Source organism: Parasphingorhabdus sp. (assembly GCF_036964565.1).
Taxonomy (GTDB): Bacteria; Pseudomonadota; Alphaproteobacteria; order Sphingomonadales; family Sphingomonadaceae; genus Parasphingorhabdus.
Window position 1 is genome coordinate 93,015 of record NZ_JBALTN010000005.1, and the last position, 16,113, is coordinate 109,127.

At 60.4% G+C, this 16,113-nt stretch carries 15 protein-coding genes; 9 read left to right on the plus strand and 6 right to left on the minus strand.

Going from position 1 to position 16,113, the window contains the following annotated elements; all coding sequences use genetic code 11:
- The first annotated feature begins 77 nt into the window (after nucleotides 1-77).
- Nucleotides 78-1,046 carry a bile acid:sodium symporter gene (locus V7650_RS08365; RefSeq protein WP_335655776.1) on the plus strand — a complete coding sequence of 323 codons (969 nt, stop codon included), beginning with the start codon at nucleotides 78-80 and terminating at the stop codon, nucleotides 1,044-1,046.
- Nucleotides 1,047-1,048: 2 nt separating this feature from the next.
- On the opposite strand, the gene V7650_RS08370 is transcribed toward V7650_RS08365, so the two are convergent.
- Nucleotides 1,049-3,556 (minus strand): ABC transporter permease, encoded by a 2,508-nt coding sequence (locus V7650_RS08370; RefSeq protein WP_335655777.1) that lies wholly within the window; start codon nucleotides 3,554-3,556, stop codon nucleotides 1,049-1,051.
- Nucleotides 3,553-4,245 (minus strand): ABC transporter ATP-binding protein, encoded by a 693-nt coding sequence (locus V7650_RS08375; RefSeq protein ID WP_335655778.1) that lies wholly within the window; start codon nucleotides 4,243-4,245, stop codon nucleotides 3,553-3,555. Before V7650_RS08375 ends, V7650_RS08370 begins: the two co-directional genes overlap by 4 nt.
- 53 nt (nucleotides 4,246-4,298) lie before the next feature.
- On the opposite strand from V7650_RS08375, the gene V7650_RS08380 reads away from it, so the two are divergent.
- The 3 genes from V7650_RS08380 (at nucleotide 4,299) to V7650_RS08390 (ending at nucleotide 7,100) form a co-directional block, all read left to right on the plus strand.
- Complete coding sequence (locus tag V7650_RS08380; protein WP_335655779.1) at nucleotides 4,299-5,015, plus strand: arylesterase; 717 nt, start codon at nucleotides 4,299-4,301, stop codon at nucleotides 5,013-5,015.
- 159 nt (nucleotides 5,016-5,174) lie between these two features.
- Nucleotides 5,175-6,380 (plus strand): toxic anion resistance protein, encoded by a 1,206-nt coding sequence (locus tag V7650_RS08385; protein ID WP_335655780.1) that lies wholly within the window; start codon nucleotides 5,175-5,177, stop codon nucleotides 6,378-6,380.
- A gap of 6 nt (nucleotides 6,381-6,386) precedes the next feature.
- Nucleotides 6,387-7,100 carry a hypothetical protein gene (locus tag V7650_RS08390; protein ID WP_335655781.1) on the plus strand — a complete coding sequence of 238 codons (714 nt, stop codon included), beginning with the start codon at nucleotides 6,387-6,389 and terminating at the stop codon, nucleotides 7,098-7,100.
- A 51-nt stretch (nucleotides 7,101-7,151) separates the two neighbouring features.
- Here the strand turns inward: V7650_RS08390 and V7650_RS08395 are convergent, their stop codons facing one another.
- Both V7650_RS08395 and V7650_RS08400 read right to left on the minus strand, forming a co-directional pair.
- On the minus strand, nucleotides 7,152-7,589 hold the full coding sequence (locus V7650_RS08395) for an ester cyclase (RefSeq protein WP_335655782.1): 438 nt from the start codon (nucleotides 7,587-7,589) through the stop codon (nucleotides 7,152-7,154).
- A 2-nt stretch (nucleotides 7,590-7,591) separates the two neighbouring features.
- Complete coding sequence (locus V7650_RS08400; RefSeq protein ID WP_335655783.1) at nucleotides 7,592-8,089, minus strand: glyoxalase superfamily protein; 498 nt, start codon at nucleotides 8,087-8,089, stop codon at nucleotides 7,592-7,594.
- A 222-nt stretch (nucleotides 8,090-8,311) separates the two neighbouring features.
- On the opposite strand from V7650_RS08400, the gene V7650_RS08405 reads away from it, so the two are divergent.
- From V7650_RS08405 to V7650_RS08420, 4 genes are all read left to right on the plus strand, one after another.
- Nucleotides 8,312-8,899 (plus strand): carboxymuconolactone decarboxylase family protein, encoded by a 588-nt coding sequence (locus V7650_RS08405; RefSeq protein ID WP_335655784.1) that lies wholly within the window; start codon nucleotides 8,312-8,314, stop codon nucleotides 8,897-8,899.
- Nucleotides 8,900-8,910: 11 nt separating this feature from the next.
- On the plus strand, nucleotides 8,911-10,185 hold the full coding sequence (locus V7650_RS08410; protein WP_335655785.1) for a cytochrome P450: 1,275 nt from the start codon (nucleotides 8,911-8,913) through the stop codon (nucleotides 10,183-10,185).
- A gap of 173 nt (nucleotides 10,186-10,358) precedes the next feature.
- Entirely contained in the window at nucleotides 10,359-12,422 is a 2,064-nt protein-coding gene (locus V7650_RS08415) for a catalase (protein WP_335655786.1), read from the plus strand.
- 186 nt (nucleotides 12,423-12,608) lie between these two features.
- Nucleotides 12,609-13,541, plus strand: coding sequence for an SDR family oxidoreductase (locus tag V7650_RS08420; RefSeq protein WP_335655787.1), 933 nt, complete (start codon nucleotides 12,609-12,611; stop codon nucleotides 13,539-13,541).
- A 3-nt stretch (nucleotides 13,542-13,544) separates the two neighbouring features.
- Here V7650_RS08420 and V7650_RS08425 read toward each other — a convergent pair whose 3' ends face one another.
- A complete protein-coding gene (locus V7650_RS08425; RefSeq protein WP_335655788.1) occupies nucleotides 13,545-14,924 on the minus strand; it encodes an aromatic ring-hydroxylating dioxygenase subunit alpha in 1,380 nt (459 codons plus the stop codon).
- Nucleotides 14,924-15,451 (minus strand): nuclear transport factor 2 family protein, encoded by a 528-nt coding sequence (locus tag V7650_RS08430; RefSeq protein WP_335655789.1) that lies wholly within the window; start codon nucleotides 15,449-15,451, stop codon nucleotides 14,924-14,926. Before V7650_RS08430 ends, V7650_RS08425 begins: the two co-directional genes overlap by 1 nt.
- A gap of 122 nt (nucleotides 15,452-15,573) precedes the next feature.
- On the opposite strand from V7650_RS08430, the gene V7650_RS08435 reads away from it, so the two are divergent.
- Nucleotides 15,574-16,104: a nuclear transport factor 2 family protein gene (locus tag V7650_RS08435; RefSeq protein ID WP_335655790.1), complete on the plus strand. Its 531-nt coding sequence runs from the start codon at nucleotides 15,574-15,576 to the stop codon at nucleotides 16,102-16,104.
- The last annotated feature ends 9 nt before the right edge of the window (nucleotides 16,105-16,113 follow it).

Genomic DNA, 16,113 nt, shown 5'->3' on the forward strand with positions numbered 1-16,113 from the left:
CTTAGCCTGTTTGGTGCTGCACCGCAACATCAGAAAGCTTGCCAAATGAGATGAGGCCATCCATTTGGCGCAACGAGATGCAAACCTTCCGCCTGATCCTCACCGACAAATTTATCTGGCTGCTCAGCGGAGCGGTTCTTCTGGCGACACTCTTGCCCGTGCAGGGTCTGGCCAAGGATATCGCCGGGATCATGTTCAATGCCGGTATCTTTGCGGTCTTCCTGCTCCATGGCATTCGGCTGGAGCGCCATGAGGTAAAGGCGGGTCTGCGCAATTTGAGGCTGCAGGGCACCATATTTGTGTGGGTTTATGGGGTGATGCTCGTCATCGGCCTGCTGTTGTCGCTGGCGCTGGGCTCGGTCCTGCCTGCCGACGTTGCCTTGGGCTTTCTGTTTCTTGGCGTGTTGCCGTCGACGGTGCAATCGGCAACCAGCTATTGTGCCATTGCGCGAGGAAATGTCGCGGCGTCGGTGGTGGCCAGCGCGGCCATCAACATCGTCGGGGTCTTTCTGGCGCCGCTGCTGTTTGCCCTGCTGGCACGGTCAGCCGGAGTGGAAATTACCTCCGACACCGTGCTCAAGCTTGCGGCCATATTGGTGTTGCCCTTCGTGCTTGGTCAGACCTTTCAGTCGCGGCTGCGGCCATGGGTCATGCGGCACCGGGATCTGACCGGCTGGATCGACCGGGGCGCGATCGCGCTGGCGGTCTATGTGTCTTTTTCCGCCGCAATCATCGCCGGCATGTGGAGCCGGGTGAGCGGAGCGGAATTTGTCTGGCTGGCAGCGGCGCTACTGCTCTGGCTCGGGCTGGCCTTCGGCGGGACCTGGTTGCTGAGCGGCTGGCTTGGCTTTGTACGCGGGGATCGCAAGACGCTGCTGTTTTCCGGCGCGCAGAAGAGCGTCGCGATCGGCGCGCCGCTGGCTGCGATCCTCTTTTCACCCGAGCGTGCGGGTCTGGTGATATTGCCGCTGATATTCTACCATCTCGCACAGCTTTTTCTATCTGCACCGGTTGCCGTACGCCTCGCCCGCAACGAAAACGATTAAGGCTACAATTCCCGAAGCGCTCGGGCGGGCTTCGCAGAGAGTACGGGAATCGAACCTAGCAAGCCGATACCCAGAGTAACAATCGCACCGACGGCGAGCGTCAGCAGCACGATGCCCCAGTCCGGCTGCCAGGTAAATTCGAAGATCTGGGTGATGACGAACCAGCCGGCAAAAAGCCCGAGGCCCAGCGCCACCAGCGACAGCAGAAGGGCGAGCATGGCATATTCGATCGCCTGAACCGTCAATATCTGCGACCGCGTCGCGCCAAGCAACTTGAGGATGACGCTGTCATAAACGCGCGCTTGGCGGGAGGCGGCGATGGCCCCGATCAGCACCGCAATGCCCGAAAAAATTGCGATCGATGCGGCCGCGGCAATTGCAGTCGCCATCTGGTCGAGGATATCGCCGATCTGGGAGGCGATTTCCTTGACCTTGACCATCGAGATGGACGGAAATTCCCTCGGCAATGTGGTGAGCAACCTGTCTTCCTTGGCCTTTTCCAGCTGAATGGTCGCGGCAACATTGTGGGGTACGTCCGCAAGGACGCTGGGGGGAAAGACCAGCACATAATTAAAACCGAAATTCCGCCAGTTGACCTTGCGGAATGAGGCAACCCGGGCGGGAATTTCCACGCCGAGCAGGCTGACGGTCAGGCTGTCGCCGATCTTGAGACCCAGCGCTGCACCTTGTTCCTCGTCGACCGAAACCAGTGGTGGTCCGTCGTAATCGGCATCCCACCATTCGCCTGCCACAATTTCGCTGCCTTCGGGAATCGTGGCGCTGTAGGTCAGGCCGCGATCTCCGCGCAACACCCATGCGCCTTCGGGCAGGGTCTCCAGATCGGCGACTCTCTGACCACCAAATTCGGTGATAATTCCGCGCAGGGTAGGGACAATATTGACTTCCGCTGTCTGCGAAGTTTCCGCGACCTTGGCCCGAAAATCGTCCGCCCGTTCGACCGGGATATCGAGCACGAAAAAGCTCGGTGCATCGCGCGGAACGGTGGAGCGGATCTCGTTGGTGAGGCTGGTCTGGATTGCCGCTAGGGTCGCAAACAGCGTCAGCCCGAGACCCAGCGCGACAACCAGCTGCCCGGTCTGGGTGTCGGGCCGGTGGAGGCTGGTGAGAGCAAGGCGCAACAAGGGCTGCCTGGGTCGCGGAGCCTTGCTCGCCAGCCAGCGGATCAGCGCCCCCAGACCGGTGAGCAGCAACAAGATGGCCGCCGCCGCGCCGATGAACGAGGCCGAGAAAAGAGGCTCGTTTGCGGTGCCGAGAGCGAGCAATATGATGGCAGCGATAGCTAGGCCCACGCCGATCCAGCTCTGCCGGTCAATCTCCCGCCAGGAACGACCTTCGCCGCGAATGATGCCGGCGGCAGGGATGGTCTTGGCGCGGGACAACGGCGGCAAGGCAAAGATGACGGCGATCAGCAATCCATAGAGCGCGCTGACCAGCAACGGCAGCGGATAGATGGCAAATTCCGGCTTGATCGGCAGGACGTCGCCGGCAATCTGGATGATTGCCAAGGGTGCGAGCGCGCCAATCGCAAGGCCGAGCGCAATGGCTCCGAGTGCCACCGCCATGATCTGGAACAGATAGATGCGGAAGATCATCGCGCTGTCGGCGCCGAGAATCTTGAGCGTGGCGATCGCGCCCTGCTTGCCGCGCAGGTAGGAAGCCACACCGTTGCCGACACCGATGCCGGCGATGACCAGCGAGGCAAGGCCGACCAGCGTCAGAAATTGTCCCATGCGCTCGATGAAACGCCGCGTGCTCGGCGCGCCGTCGTCCCGGGTCTTGATTTCCCAGGCTGCGTTGGGAAACTGGTTGGACAGCCGGTCTCCGGTTGCCCCGGGATCGACTGCGGGATCCAGTTTCAGCCTGTATTTTCCTTCGAAAAGACTACCCGGTTGGATCAGCTGCGTGGCGCGCAGTGCTTTCAGCGAGGTAATCGCCACGGGACCAAGCGACAGGCCCTCGCTGAGCCGGTCGGGCTCTTCGGCGATGACGCCTGAAATCGTGAAACCCGCCTCGCCGAAGACGATCGTGTCGCCGAGCGCCAGCGAAAGCCGCTGCATCAGGGCCGGTGTGACATAAATTTCACCGTCAGCGGGTGCCGACACAGTCTCGCCATTGTCGAGCGTCAGCTTGCCGTAGAGCGGATAGGCCCCGTCGACCCCTTTCAGTTCGACGAGCTGGGTGTCGCTGCCATCCGGCAGCCGCGCCATGGCCTGCATCCGCAGGGTTTGCGACACGGTTCCCGTCGCCTCCAGCGCTGCCAGCTCAGCGGGCGTGGCTTCGCGCTGCGCAACCGCAATTTCCAGATCGCCACCCAATATCGCCTGGCCGCGGTTGGCCAGTTCCTCGGTAATGGCATTGGTCAGGCTGCCGATCGCAGCCAGCGTCGCCACGCCGAGCAAAAGACAGACGATCAGCAGGCGCAGGCCGGCAAAACGTCCGCGCAGATCGCGGCGGGCAATCGTCCAGGCCTTGCCGAGGTCAGAGCTCATTGCGCGTCACTGTCCCGTTCGATCAATCCATCGCGCAGTTCGATAATCCTGTCGCAGCGTTTCGCGAGTTCCGGATCATGGGTGATGATCAGCAGGGTCGCGTCGGTCGCATTCTGCCGGTCAAACAGCAGGCTGATTACCTTCTCCCCGGTCGCTCCATCAAGATTGCCGGTTGGCTCGTCGGCAAAGATGATCGTCGGCCGGGAGGCCATGGCGCGGGCGATGGCGACCCTTTGCTGTTCGCCGCCGGACAATTGGGTTGGATAATGCCCGAGCCGGTCGCCCAGTCCCACGGCGGAAAGCTCTTCGGCAGCCACCTTGAAAGGCTGCGCCTGGCCATCGAGTTCCAGCGGTACCGCGACATTTTCAAGGGCGGTCATGGTCGGCAGCAGGTGGAAGGCCTGCAGGACAATGCCGACGCGGCCGCGGCGTGCCACCGCCAGCTGATCTTCGTTCATCGTGCCAAAATCCGCCCCGGCGATATTCACCGAACCACCGCTGGCGCGCTCGAGTCCTGACAGGATCGCCATCAGCGACGATTTTCCCGAACCCGATGGACCCAGCAAGGCCACGGTTTTGCCCGCCTCGATCGACAGGTCGATACCGCGCAGGATATCCACTTTTGCATCGCCCTCGCCCAAAGACAGGGTGACATTTCGGGCGGCAATCGCGATATGGGGGTCGCTCATGGCAGTGTCGCTCGGTGCGGCGGATTTTTGGATCATGCGGGAAAGGATATCCGATGTTGAGGAATTTTCTAACATATGGGCTCTCACTGGCGCTTCTTCAACTTCTGATCGCCTGCAATCCCGCGCCGGTCGACGACACGACAGCGAAAACGGCTTCCGGAGAGACGGAATCAGCACCGGCTGCTGACGCGAAGGGGGATGCAACCGATGCGGAGATTCTGGTGGTTGCGTTTGGCGACAGCCTCTATGCCGGTTACGGTCTCGACCAGAATGAAGGATTTGCGCCGGAGCTTCAGGCCGCCTTGCGGGCGCAGGGCAAGGACGTGCGGGTACATAATGCCGGCGTGTCGGGCGATACCACGGCAGCCGGCCTGCGGCGGATGGATTTCGTCCTCGACAGTCTGCCACGCAAGCCCGATCTGGTGATCCTCGGCCTCGGCGGCAATGATCTGCTGCGCGGCCTGAAACCCGCCGACACCCGCGCCAACATGGACGCAATGGTGAAGAAATTGCAGGACCGCGATATTCCGGTGCTGCTGACCGGCATGCTCGCTCCCCCCAATCTGGGCGCGGCATTCAGCGACGAATTCAACGTCATCTACCCCGCTCTGGCGAAAAAATATGATGTCGCGCTCTACCCGTTCTTCATGGACGGGCTGGTCGGCCGACCCCGTCTTTTCCTGCCTGACGGACTGCACCCCACGGCCGAAGGCATTGATCTGATCGTCGGAAAGATAACGCCGCAGGTGGTCGCGGTCCTCGAGGGCTGAGCCCAGCAAAAGATGGAAGACTTGGAGGCTTGTTGCATCCTTCCAAAAAAACTGTATTAATTGCATAATACAGCACTGGAAACGCTTGAAAAGCGCGGCCTTTGCATCCATTTATAGAGAAAGCCCCGCACTGGTGCCGGGGCAGGGAGGCTGAACAGCATGGCGACCGAAACAATCACCGCGACCGACGAACTGAAACTGACTCCACCAGATCCTGTGGTGCCCGTTGCCCCTGAAAAAGCCGGTGGCCTTGTGTCGATTGGCGACGAGGTGAAGTCGAAGCTGGAAGAGAAGGTCGACAGCTTTATCGACGATCTGATCGCCCAGGATCAGAACAGCCCCGAATTCGGCAAGAAGGTCGACCAGATCACCAACATGGGCCGCAAGGAGATTGCCGAGGCGGCTGGCCAGTCCAACCGCTTCCTCGACCGGCCGATCCGGTCGATGGACGAGGAAAGCGGGATCGGCTCCGATCTCGCCGAATTGCGGCGCACGGTCGAGGATCTCGACCCGGGCAAGCGCGGCAATCTGACCACGAAGAAGAAGATTTTCGGTATCATCCCGTTCGGCAACAAGATGCGCAACTATTTCGACGGCTACAAGAGCGCGCAGGGTCATATCGCGGCGATTCTCGACCGCCTGCGGTCCGGCAAGGACGAATTGCTGATGGACAATGCCGCGATCGACGTCGAGCGCAAGAATCTGTGGGCGGCGATGGGCCGCCTGGAACAGATGATCCACGTGTCCAAGGTCATGGACCAGCGGCTCGAAGACAAGGCGGCCGAGCTGGACGCCAGCGATCCGGCCAAGGCCAAGGCGATCCGCGAAAGCGCGCTCTTCTACGTCCGCCAGCGGACCCAAGACCTGCTGACCCAGATGGCGGTGACGGTGCAGGGCTATCTTGCGCTCGATCTGGTCAAGCGCAACAATGTCGAGCTGGTCAAGGGCGTCGACCGGGCGAGCACGACCACCGTGGGCGCGCTGCGCACCGGCGTGACCGTGGCCCAGGCGCTGACCAACCAGAAACTGGTGCTCGACCAGATCACCGCGCTCAACACCACCACCGCGGGCGTGATCGACAGCACCAGCGAGATGCTGAAGAACCAGACCGGCCAGATCCACGAGCAGGCGGCCTCGGCCACCATTCCGCTCGAAACGCTGCAGCGGGCGTTCCAGAATGTCTATGACACGATGGACAATATCGACACGTTCAAGCTGAAGGCGCTGGAAAATATGAAGGCGACGGTCAACAGCCTGTCGGGCGAGATCGAAAAGTCGAAAGGCTATATCGCCCGCTCCGAAGGCCAGGCCAAGGCGCAGCTGGAAGCGCCGTCCGAAAACCCCCTAGCCGCGTTGGAGGACTAGACCCCAGTGCCCGAAACCAATCAGCAAATTTATGACGGCGCCGCGCGGGTGCTGCGCGAATCCCAGTTCCGGCGTTCGATCGGCAACCGCTCGCACAAGCTGAAGCAGGGCCATTTCTTCAAGAAGCTGGGCCGGGCTGCCCTGTGGACGGTCGGGGTGCTGGTCGGTGCCAGCATCGTTGGCGGGATATTGAGCGGGATCGGATTCTGGGGCGTGATGATTTCCGCCGGACTGATCGGGGCCGGTATCTGGGCTTCGATGAAATTCCCGAAGATGAAGATGCCGACGCCCGAGACGATCCTGAAATCCGATCTGAAGTCGCTGGCGGGCAAGACCGAGATCTGGCTGGAGAACCAGCGTCCGGCGCTGCCGGCGCCGGCGGTCCAGATCGTCAACGGCATCGGCGTCCAGCTCGACATGCTGTCGCCGCAGCTGAACAAGCTCAACGAGGGTGACGCCGCTGCCTATGAAGTGCGCAAGCTGGTTGGCGAGCATCTGCCCGAACTGATCAACGGCTATCGCGCGATTCCCGTGTCGATGCGATCGAAGAGCAACGACAGCGGCAAGTCGCCCGACGAACAGCTGATCAGCGGGCTGACCCTGATCGAAAAGGAAATCGCCGGAGTGACCCAGCAGATCGCCAAGGGCGACATCGACAATCTGTCGATCCGCGGCCGCTATCTCGAGCTGAAATATGACAAGAACGCCGAAGCGGAATAGGGCGAGCGGCACCTTCCCGCTTCGACCTTCCTCAACAACAGTCAGTCAGAACTAGGCGGGCGGGCCTTGGGTCAGTTGCTGGAATACCGACAGGCGATCAGCAATCTGCCAATGGCCCGACAGCCGGTCGCCCTGGAAATCGTAGATGGTCAGACCAGTCATGGCGATTTTCCGTCCTGTTGCCGGAATCCCTGGAATATCGCCCAGATGGGTTCCTGACCAGGTCCAGGCCACGGCAATCTCATTGCCTTCCTCAACCATTTTCTTAACATGGAAAATCTGGTCGGGGGCCATTGCCCGAGATTGGACCAGACGGTTCTTGAATCCTTCAATGGAGAGCGTCTGGCCATCCCATGGGTCCCCAGGGTCATTGTGGATTGTATAGCTGTCTGCCAGATATCGATCGACAACATCGACCTTACCATCGGTCCATACATCGTTGAGAAAGTCGGCAAGCATCTGCTTGTGCGGTGATTTTCCGGTTTCCATCGTCACAGCTCCAATATCATATGCGGTTCACCATTGGACGTTTTGGCCGGAGAAACGCCGCTGTGGTCGACGCTACAGTTCAGGCGCCTGCGGAAGTTGGAAAAGGACTCAAAGGTTACAACGTCGATCGCCTGTTCAAGCTGGATCGAGATATGGTAGAGCTGTCCGAGCTTTATCGTCCGGATGGCGACGACTTCACCCCGAAACGCCTGTCCCAAATAGCGACCGGTTACGGTGTCGCCTAAACTCAGCTTCTCGAAATCCGGCCGGTTGGAGGCCGACGCATGGAGCGTATTCCAGTCCTTGAAGCCTCTTTGATGGGCGACCATTTCCAACGATTTACTATGTGATATCGGCGCGGAATCCTGAGCGATGTCAGATCGCAGACGGCGCGCCTGCTGTTTCAGTTCCTTTAGCGATAGGGAGTCGTGTCGTGGGGAATTCATATCAATCTCATCCGTTGCAAATATGCTTCGTGATAATGGTGCTTGCGTTGCCATCTTGAAGCATGTTGCGGACATGACGAGATGATTAGTAATCACGGGACTTCACCAAGACTTCCGTCTGCAAGCGGCAGGTGTCCCGAACCGAAGCCAGAATATGGCCATGCCAAATTCGAGTCAACCGGCTTGTGGTCAACTCCCCTTCAAATCGACAGTGTCCTTGCCGCGCGCAAGACCTATTCTTTCACAAAATCCATGAAAAATATGGGAGAGGATCGGATGAGCCGGATTTCGAAGCTGCCGCCGGAGGAATGGGATCCCCGGATCAGGGAAGCGGTCAATCCCGATGCCGCGACCGATCTCGAACAGGGGCTGACCCGCTATTTCGCGCACTGCCCGGAACAGGCGCTGGGCCTGATGCAGTTCGGCGGTGCCCTGAAGCGCGGCCGCAGCCTGCCCGAGCGGCTGGTGGAGCTGGTCCGCCTGCGCATCGCCTTTTTCAACCAGTGCCGCAGCTGCATGGCGATCCGCTACACCGATGCGGTCAATGACGGCGTCGATGAAGGCGCGGTCTGCTCGCTGGAAAGACCGCAGGAAGCGGACAATCTCAGCGACGCGGAAAAAGCCGCCATTCGCTATGGCGATCTGATGGCTACCGATCATCTGGCGATCGATGACAGCGTCCATGCCGGGCTGCTGGAGCATTTCAGCGAGGCACAGATTGTCGAGCTTGGCATGACCTGCGCCTTCTTTGTCGGCTTCGGCCGGCTGGCAGCGACCATGCACATGGTCGAGGAGCTGCCCGAGGCATTCCAGAAAGCCGAGACCATTGCACCATGGGGCGAGGAAAAAATTCAGGTGCGCTAGGGAGAGACGACATGGCAACCAAGGCCGACCTGAATATCAATCTGCTCGACGCAGAAACGCAGCAATGCCCTTATGATGCCTACAAGACGCTGCGCAACGAGGCACCGGTCTACAAGCAGCCCGGCACCGAGATTTACGTCATCGCCCGCTACGAGGATGTCCGCCGGGTGCTGCTCGATCCGGACGCCTTTCCCAGCAGCCCGAAGAAATTCGCCGCCTTCAACAAGACCGGCAGCGCCGAACGGCAGCAAGCGGTGCAACAGCGGTTCCGCGAGAAGGGCTGGGTTCCCGAACCGACCCTGTCGAGCCGCGACGATCCCAACCACAAGCAGATGCGGGCGATGTTCAACGAGGCGTTCAAGCCGAGCAAGATCAAGACCATGGACCCGCTGGTCGAGACGCTGGCCTATGAGCTGATCGACGGCTTTATCGCGGACGGCGAGTGCAACTGGGTCAGCCAGTTTGCGGTGCCGCTGCCGCTCTATATCATCGGCGAGCAGATGGGCGCGCCGCGCGAGGACATGTGGAAGATCAAGCGCTGGACCGATGCCTTTTTCCACCGGATATCGATGATGCTGGACGAGGAATCCGAACTGGAGATGGTCGAGCGCGAGATCGAGGGGCAGCATTATTTCCACCCGATTTTCGAGCGGCTGCGGGCCAATCCGGACGACAGCCTGCTCAGCGAACTGGTCAACCGGGTGATCGAGGAGTGGGGCCGCCCGCTCAACGACAACGAGCTGCACGCCGAGATGATGGCGGACACGTTTGTCGGCGGCAGCGAGACCACGACCAACGCGCTCGCGTCCGGGATCCGGCTGTTGATCGAGAACAAGGATGTCTGGGCGCAGCTGAAGAGCGATCCGGACAAATATATGAAGACCTTTGTCGAGGAGGTGGTCCGCCTCGAATCGCCGGTGCAGAGCCTGATGCGCTTTGCCGCCGAGGATGTCGAGATGCACGGAGTGACGATTCCGAAAGGCGCGCTGATCAACGTCCGCTATGCCGCCGCCAATCGCGACGAAAGCGTCTTCGAATGTCCCGAGAAGATCGATCTCGAGCGCAAGCGCGCAGGGGCGCACATGGGCTTCGGCTCTGGCGTCCACCACTGCCTCGGCGCGCCGCTGGCACGCCGCGAACTGATCTGGGGCTTCACCGCCGTGGTCGACCGGTTCGAGGACATGTGGTTTGTCGAGGGCAGGAACGACTTTGCCATCCACCCGCATTTCCTGCTGCGCTCGCTCAAGGAACTGCATATCGGATTCACCCCGAAAAAAGCGGGATAGGCCGGTCGGCGACTATCGCTTTGGCGACCCGCACCGGTTCGTGACCGGAGCCTTGACGGGCTTCGCCATGCGTATCCGATGGTAAATTTTAATTCCCTTCGACGGTGAACCTTCTCTCCAAACCCGCGTAGGTTTGAGAGAAGAGGCAATTCCCCCAAACGAAGGAACGATTCATGAAAGACCTGAAACTCGGCAAAAACGGCGAGCCGCGGCAGACTGCAACCGGCGATGACGACATCATGACCACCCAGCAGGGGGTGCCGATTTCCGATGATCAGAACAGTCTGAAGAGCCATGCCCGCGGCGGCACGATGCTCGCAGACCAGATCATGCGCGAGAAGATCTTCCATTTCGACCATGAGCGGATTCCGGAGCGGGTGGTGCATGCGCGCGGCTATGGCGTCCACGGCCATTTCGAACTGACCGAGGCGATTCCGGAACTGTCGAGCGCCGACATCTTCCAGCGGGTTGGTGAAAAGACGCCCCTGTTTTGCCGCTTCTCGACCGTGGCTGGCAGCAAGGGTTCTCCCGATGTCGCCCGCGATGTCCGTGGCTTGGCAGTCAAATTCTATACCAAGGAAGGCAATTGGGATCTGGTTGGCAACAACATCCCGGTTTTCTTCATCCAGGACGCGATCAAGTTTCCAGACCTGATCCACTCGGTTAAGCCCGAGCCGGACCGGGGCTTTCCCCAGGCGCAGAGTGCGCATGACAATTTCTGGGATTTCGTGACGCTCAGCCCGGAATCGATGCACATGCTGATGTGGGTCATGTCGGACCGGGCTATCCCGCGCTCGCTGCGCTTCATGGAGGGTTTCGGTGTTCATACCTTCCGTTTGGTCAACGCCGACGGCAAGTCCAGCTTCGTCAAGTTCCACTGGAAGCCGAAGCAGGGCATGCAGTCGGTGGTCTGGAACGAGGCGCTCAAGATCAACGGCATGGATCCCGATTTCCACCGCCGCGACATGTGGGACGCCGTGGATTCGGGCGATTTCCCCGAGTGGGAACTGGGCGTGCAGATATTCGACGACAAGTTCGCGGACGAATTCGAATTCGACGTGCTCGACCCGACCAAGCTGATCCCCGAGGAACAGGTGCCGGTGCGGATCATCGGCAAGATGGTGCTCGACAATAATGTCGACAATTTCTTCGCCGAGACCGAACAGGTGGCCTTCTGCACGCAGAATATCGTCCCCGGCATCGACTTCACCAACGACCCGCTGCTGCAGGGGCGGAATTTCTCCTATCTCGACACGCAACTGAAGCGGCTGGGCGGCCCCAATTTTACCCATATTCCGGTGAACGCCCCGAAATGCCCGGTGCGCCATTACCAGCAGGATGGACATATGGCGATGACCAACCCCAAGGGCCGCGTCAATTACGAGCCCAACAGCTGGGACGAAGGCGAGGGGCCGCGCGAGCATCCGGACAAGGGCTTCAAGAGCTATCCGGAAGAGGTGTCTGGAACCAAGCAGCGCGTCCGCTCGGAACTGTTCGCCGATCACTACAGCCAGGCGCGGCAATTCTATATCAGCCAGACGCCGATCGAGCAGGATCATATTGCCGCCGCGATCACCTTCGAACTGTCGAAGGTCGGCAGAGTCGATATTCGCGAACGGATGGTGGGTCACCTCCGCAATATCGATGACGGTCTCGCCAAGGATGTGGCCGATGGTATTGGCCTCGAAAAGCTGCCCGAAAAGATCAAGCCGGCGCGCAAGCCGGTCGACGACCTGCCGGTGTCGGATGCGCTCAGTATTCTTAAAAATGCACCGGACAGTTTTTCGGGCCGCAAGCTCGGCATCTATATCGCCGAGGGCGGCGACGCCGATCTGGTGAAGGCGCTGAAGAAGGCGACCGAGGATGCCGGCGGAACCTGTGCGATCATCGCTCCGCATATTGGCGGAGCAAAACTGTCCGACGGCAATGTCATGGAAGCCGACGAGAAGATCGATGGCGGTCCCTCGGTGGTGTTCGACGCGGTCGCGCTGGTCATGTCGGAAGCGGCTGGCGACAAGATGGCCGGCAACAAGCCGAGCCAGGATTTCGTCAGCGATGCGTTTGCCCATGTCAAGTTCATCGCCTATTCGAAAGGTGCGATGCCGCTGCTCAAGGCTAGCGGGATCGCCGACAAGATCGATGATGGTGTGATCCAGATTGATGCCAAGGCGGATGCCGGGAAATTTATCGAGCAGTGCCGTAAGCTGCGCTTCTGGGACCGGGTTTCCGGGGACTGAGCGCCCGCCTATCCAAATGAAGTGACCATGGTCGAGCGGCCCTCTGGCAGCGCACGGATTGTCCTGCGCCGGCCAGGGGGCCGTTCGTCGGTCGGTCAACGCCCGAGCCGGTTCCTGTCCATTAGGACAATTGAGCCTCGCCTTCCGCTCGCCTAGCTTTTCGCAAAAGAGCAAAGAGAGACGGCAATGACACTGGTATCGGTAGTGGGCGCAACCGGACGACAGGGACTGGCGCAGATGCGGCAGCTTGCCGCCGCGGGCTACAAGGTTCGCGCGCTGTCGCGCAGCGAAAATCCCGATCTCGGCGGCAGCAATGTCGCCAGCGAGGCCCGGGTCATCGATCTCGATGACGATTCCACATTCATCCCAGCGCTGGAGGGTTCGGATGCCGTTTTCTATACCCACCCGCTGCAGTCGCCCGGCGCTCGATCCGAACTGGTCGGCAAGATGGGCCATGCGGCCGCCACCGTCGGCGCCGAGCGGTTCGTCTGGAACACGTCGGGATGGATCCCCGATCAGCCGGGCGAGGCCAACAGCTACGGAGCCAATACCCCGGCGATAAACGCGCTGTTCCGGTCGGGTGTGCCGGCGACGGTGTTCGGATCGGTGCTGTTCATGGACAATCTGCTGACCAACTGGGCGCGGCCGTTCATCGTTCACGAGGATCGCTACGTCTATGCGCACGAGCCGCATCTCGAGGCCAACTGGATCAGCCTCGACGATGTCGGCAAGTGCATGACCGCCGCCCTCGAACGGCCCGACATGGAAGGCGCGTGGATGAACATCGGCGGCCCGCAGCGGTTGAAACCGACCGATGTCACGGCGATCCTGTCACGGGTTTTCGGCCGCGAGATCCGCTATGATCCCTGCACCCCGGAAGACTTCGGCGAACTGCTGGTCAGGGCGCTGGGCGATTCGATGCCCGAGGAAAACCGGGCGCCAATGGCCGCGAGCATTGCCGATTTCTATCACTACAACAACAAGTCGCCGACCGAACCGTTCAAGGTCGACACCGACTATATGCAGCGGCGCTTGCCCGAAGTCGAATTCGAGACGATGGAGCAATGGGCCGCCCGCCAGGACTGGTCCGACGAGGCGCACCGGCCGTCGGCGGGCTGATCGTTAGCCCGCGATATATTCGTCCAGCGTGCGGTTCATGCGGCGGATGCGGGCCTCCTGGTAATTGCCCAGCGATTGCGCGCCCTTTGAGGCCTTGAGCGACGCCTTCGCGCCGTCGCGCTGCATCTTCAGATTGTCCGTGTCCTGATCGAGAATATCGGCCAGGTCGAAACCCGGGACGGTGGTGTAGCTGTCCGCAACCTCGAGCCGGACCGGCTTGGCCGGGGCAGGGCGCGGCTTTCCCTTCGGCACCGGCTGCAGCAGCAGGATTTCATGCAGGCAGTGATCGACGTCGATCGGGCGGAAGCGGTAGCACAGCCGGATGCTGATGCCGGGGAAGAAAAAGGCGTTGGGGAAGACGAAATATTCGATGCTGTCGAGCATTTCGGCGGTCGAGGTGCCGGACAGATCGACGTCAAACTGCGCGCCAAATTCCTCGCGGAGCAGCTGTGCATGCTGCGCGCGGGCGTCGGTGCCCTCCGGCAGGGCTTCCGGATCGCGGCCGAGCTTGGCGAAAATCTGCTTCTCGCTGACCGGCTTTTTGAGGTGCGGGCTGGGCTTGCCGATGGCGTGGATGAAGCGGCTGACATTCTTGCCGAAAATATCATATTGGGCGTTGGCATCGGCCGCGGTCTGCACCGCCTGGCTGTGGGTTTCGAGCACGTGGAACGCCTCGAGAAACGCCTCCATCGCCATCTTCCAGTTGGCCGGCAGCACCTTTTCCGTGTGCAGCGCGACATAGCGGTCGTCCATCGGCCAGAGCTTGAAATGCTCGGGGATGACCTCGAGATAGTCGGCCAGCGGCCCCGCGTCCTTGTCCATGTTGATGAAGACAAAGCCGCCCCACAGATCGCACTGGATTTCGGTCAGCCGGAAATTCTCCTCGTTGAGATGGGGAAAGTCCCAGCGGCACGGGATTTCATTGAGCGAGCCGTCGAGATTGAATGTCATGCCGTGGAACGGGCAGCGGATGGTCGGCCGGCGGACGCCGGTGCTGCCCTCTGTGGCAAATTGCATGCCGCGGTGCGGGCAGGAATTGACGAAGGCGCGGATCTGCATGTCGTCACCGCGCACGACGAGGATCGAATAGGGCCCGACGTCATAGACATAGCGATCGCCCTTGGCGGGGACATGCTCTTCCCGGCAGGCCCATTGCCAGGTCTTGTTCCACATCTGGTCGATTTCGGAATTGGCGAAATCCTCGCTGCTGTAGCGAGCGAAATCGATATCCTCATCTCCGAGAAATTCATATTGCTGCGCCCGCATTGCATCCGGCACCTGGTCGCCGTCGGCATCCAATATGTCCTGGTAGGACGGCCCGGGGCAGCGGGCTTCGCCCTTCGGCAGGTCGGTATCGGTGGCTTGTGTGAGATCAAGTGACATTAAATTTTCTCCGGTCTGGCCATTGCGGCCCGGTTGTAAATGGGATCGGCGGGCTTGCGTTCGCCCCAGATATTTCCCGATCCTTCCAGGAAAGCATCCGTTGCCGGATCGTCGCGGGCCCAGTCGACAATCTCGCTGCGGTAGGAAAATTTCCATGTCCCGCCCCGCTTTTCATAACGGTCGGCATAGCGGCCGCAGATGAACATATCGCGCAGTTCACCCTGTTCGTTCCTGACCCGGTGATAGGCCTGAAAATAGACTTCGCCGAAGGCGGTGTCGCCCTCGACCTCGATATTGTTCTGGCCGATCATGTGGTGATTGCGATCGTGGTCGGCGAGCGCGGTCATGCAGAAATCGGAAAAGCCGTCGGCGTCGCCAGCGTAAATTCCGTAGTCCATATAGGCGTCGTCCCAGAACTGCGCCCGCAGCAGATCGCGGTCAAGCCGGTCCAGCGCCTGCATGTACAGCCCCGGCAATTCCATGATCGCGAGCTTGTCCAGCCATGTCTGCAATAGTTGCTGTTCCATGTTCATCCGCTCCGTTTCCGGCTTTTGTGGCCTGTTCTTTCCGTCAATAGTATGCGTCGTCGCGTTGGCGTAAATTGCTCTTTTAGCTAGCTGAGCCAAGAAGCAGGATGAGGAGAGAAAAGATGGCACCGACAATTGGAAGGGTTCCCGGTCATGCCCGACTGGCCGACGAGCATGCGATCCGGGAGATCATCCACATGCATTGCCGCGGCGTGGACCGCGCCGACGAGGCGGCGCTGAAAATCTGCTACTGGCCCGAAGCCAGCGTTTTATATGGAGCAGAACCCGCTCCGGCTCACCCGTTCTGCGAGGACCTTGTGCCGGCCCTGAAAGGTTTCGCCCAGACCCACCATCTGGTCAGCAATATCCTCGTGACCTTCCCGGACGAAGACCATCCGGTAACCGCAAAGGTAGAGAGTTATCTGATTGCCTTTCACTATCTGGCGAACCCGGATGGCGAGGACAGCGAGATGACCTATCTGGGCCGGTATTTCGACCAGTTTGAAAAACGCGGCGACCTTTGGAAGATCATCCAGCGGACACCGGTGATGAGCTGGAGCCAGAACGCCGCCACCACCCACGATGACCAGCACCCCGCGCTGGCAGCGCTGACCAAGGCAGGGCGTTTTCCGGAGGACATTGTTTACCGATAATCGCGGTCG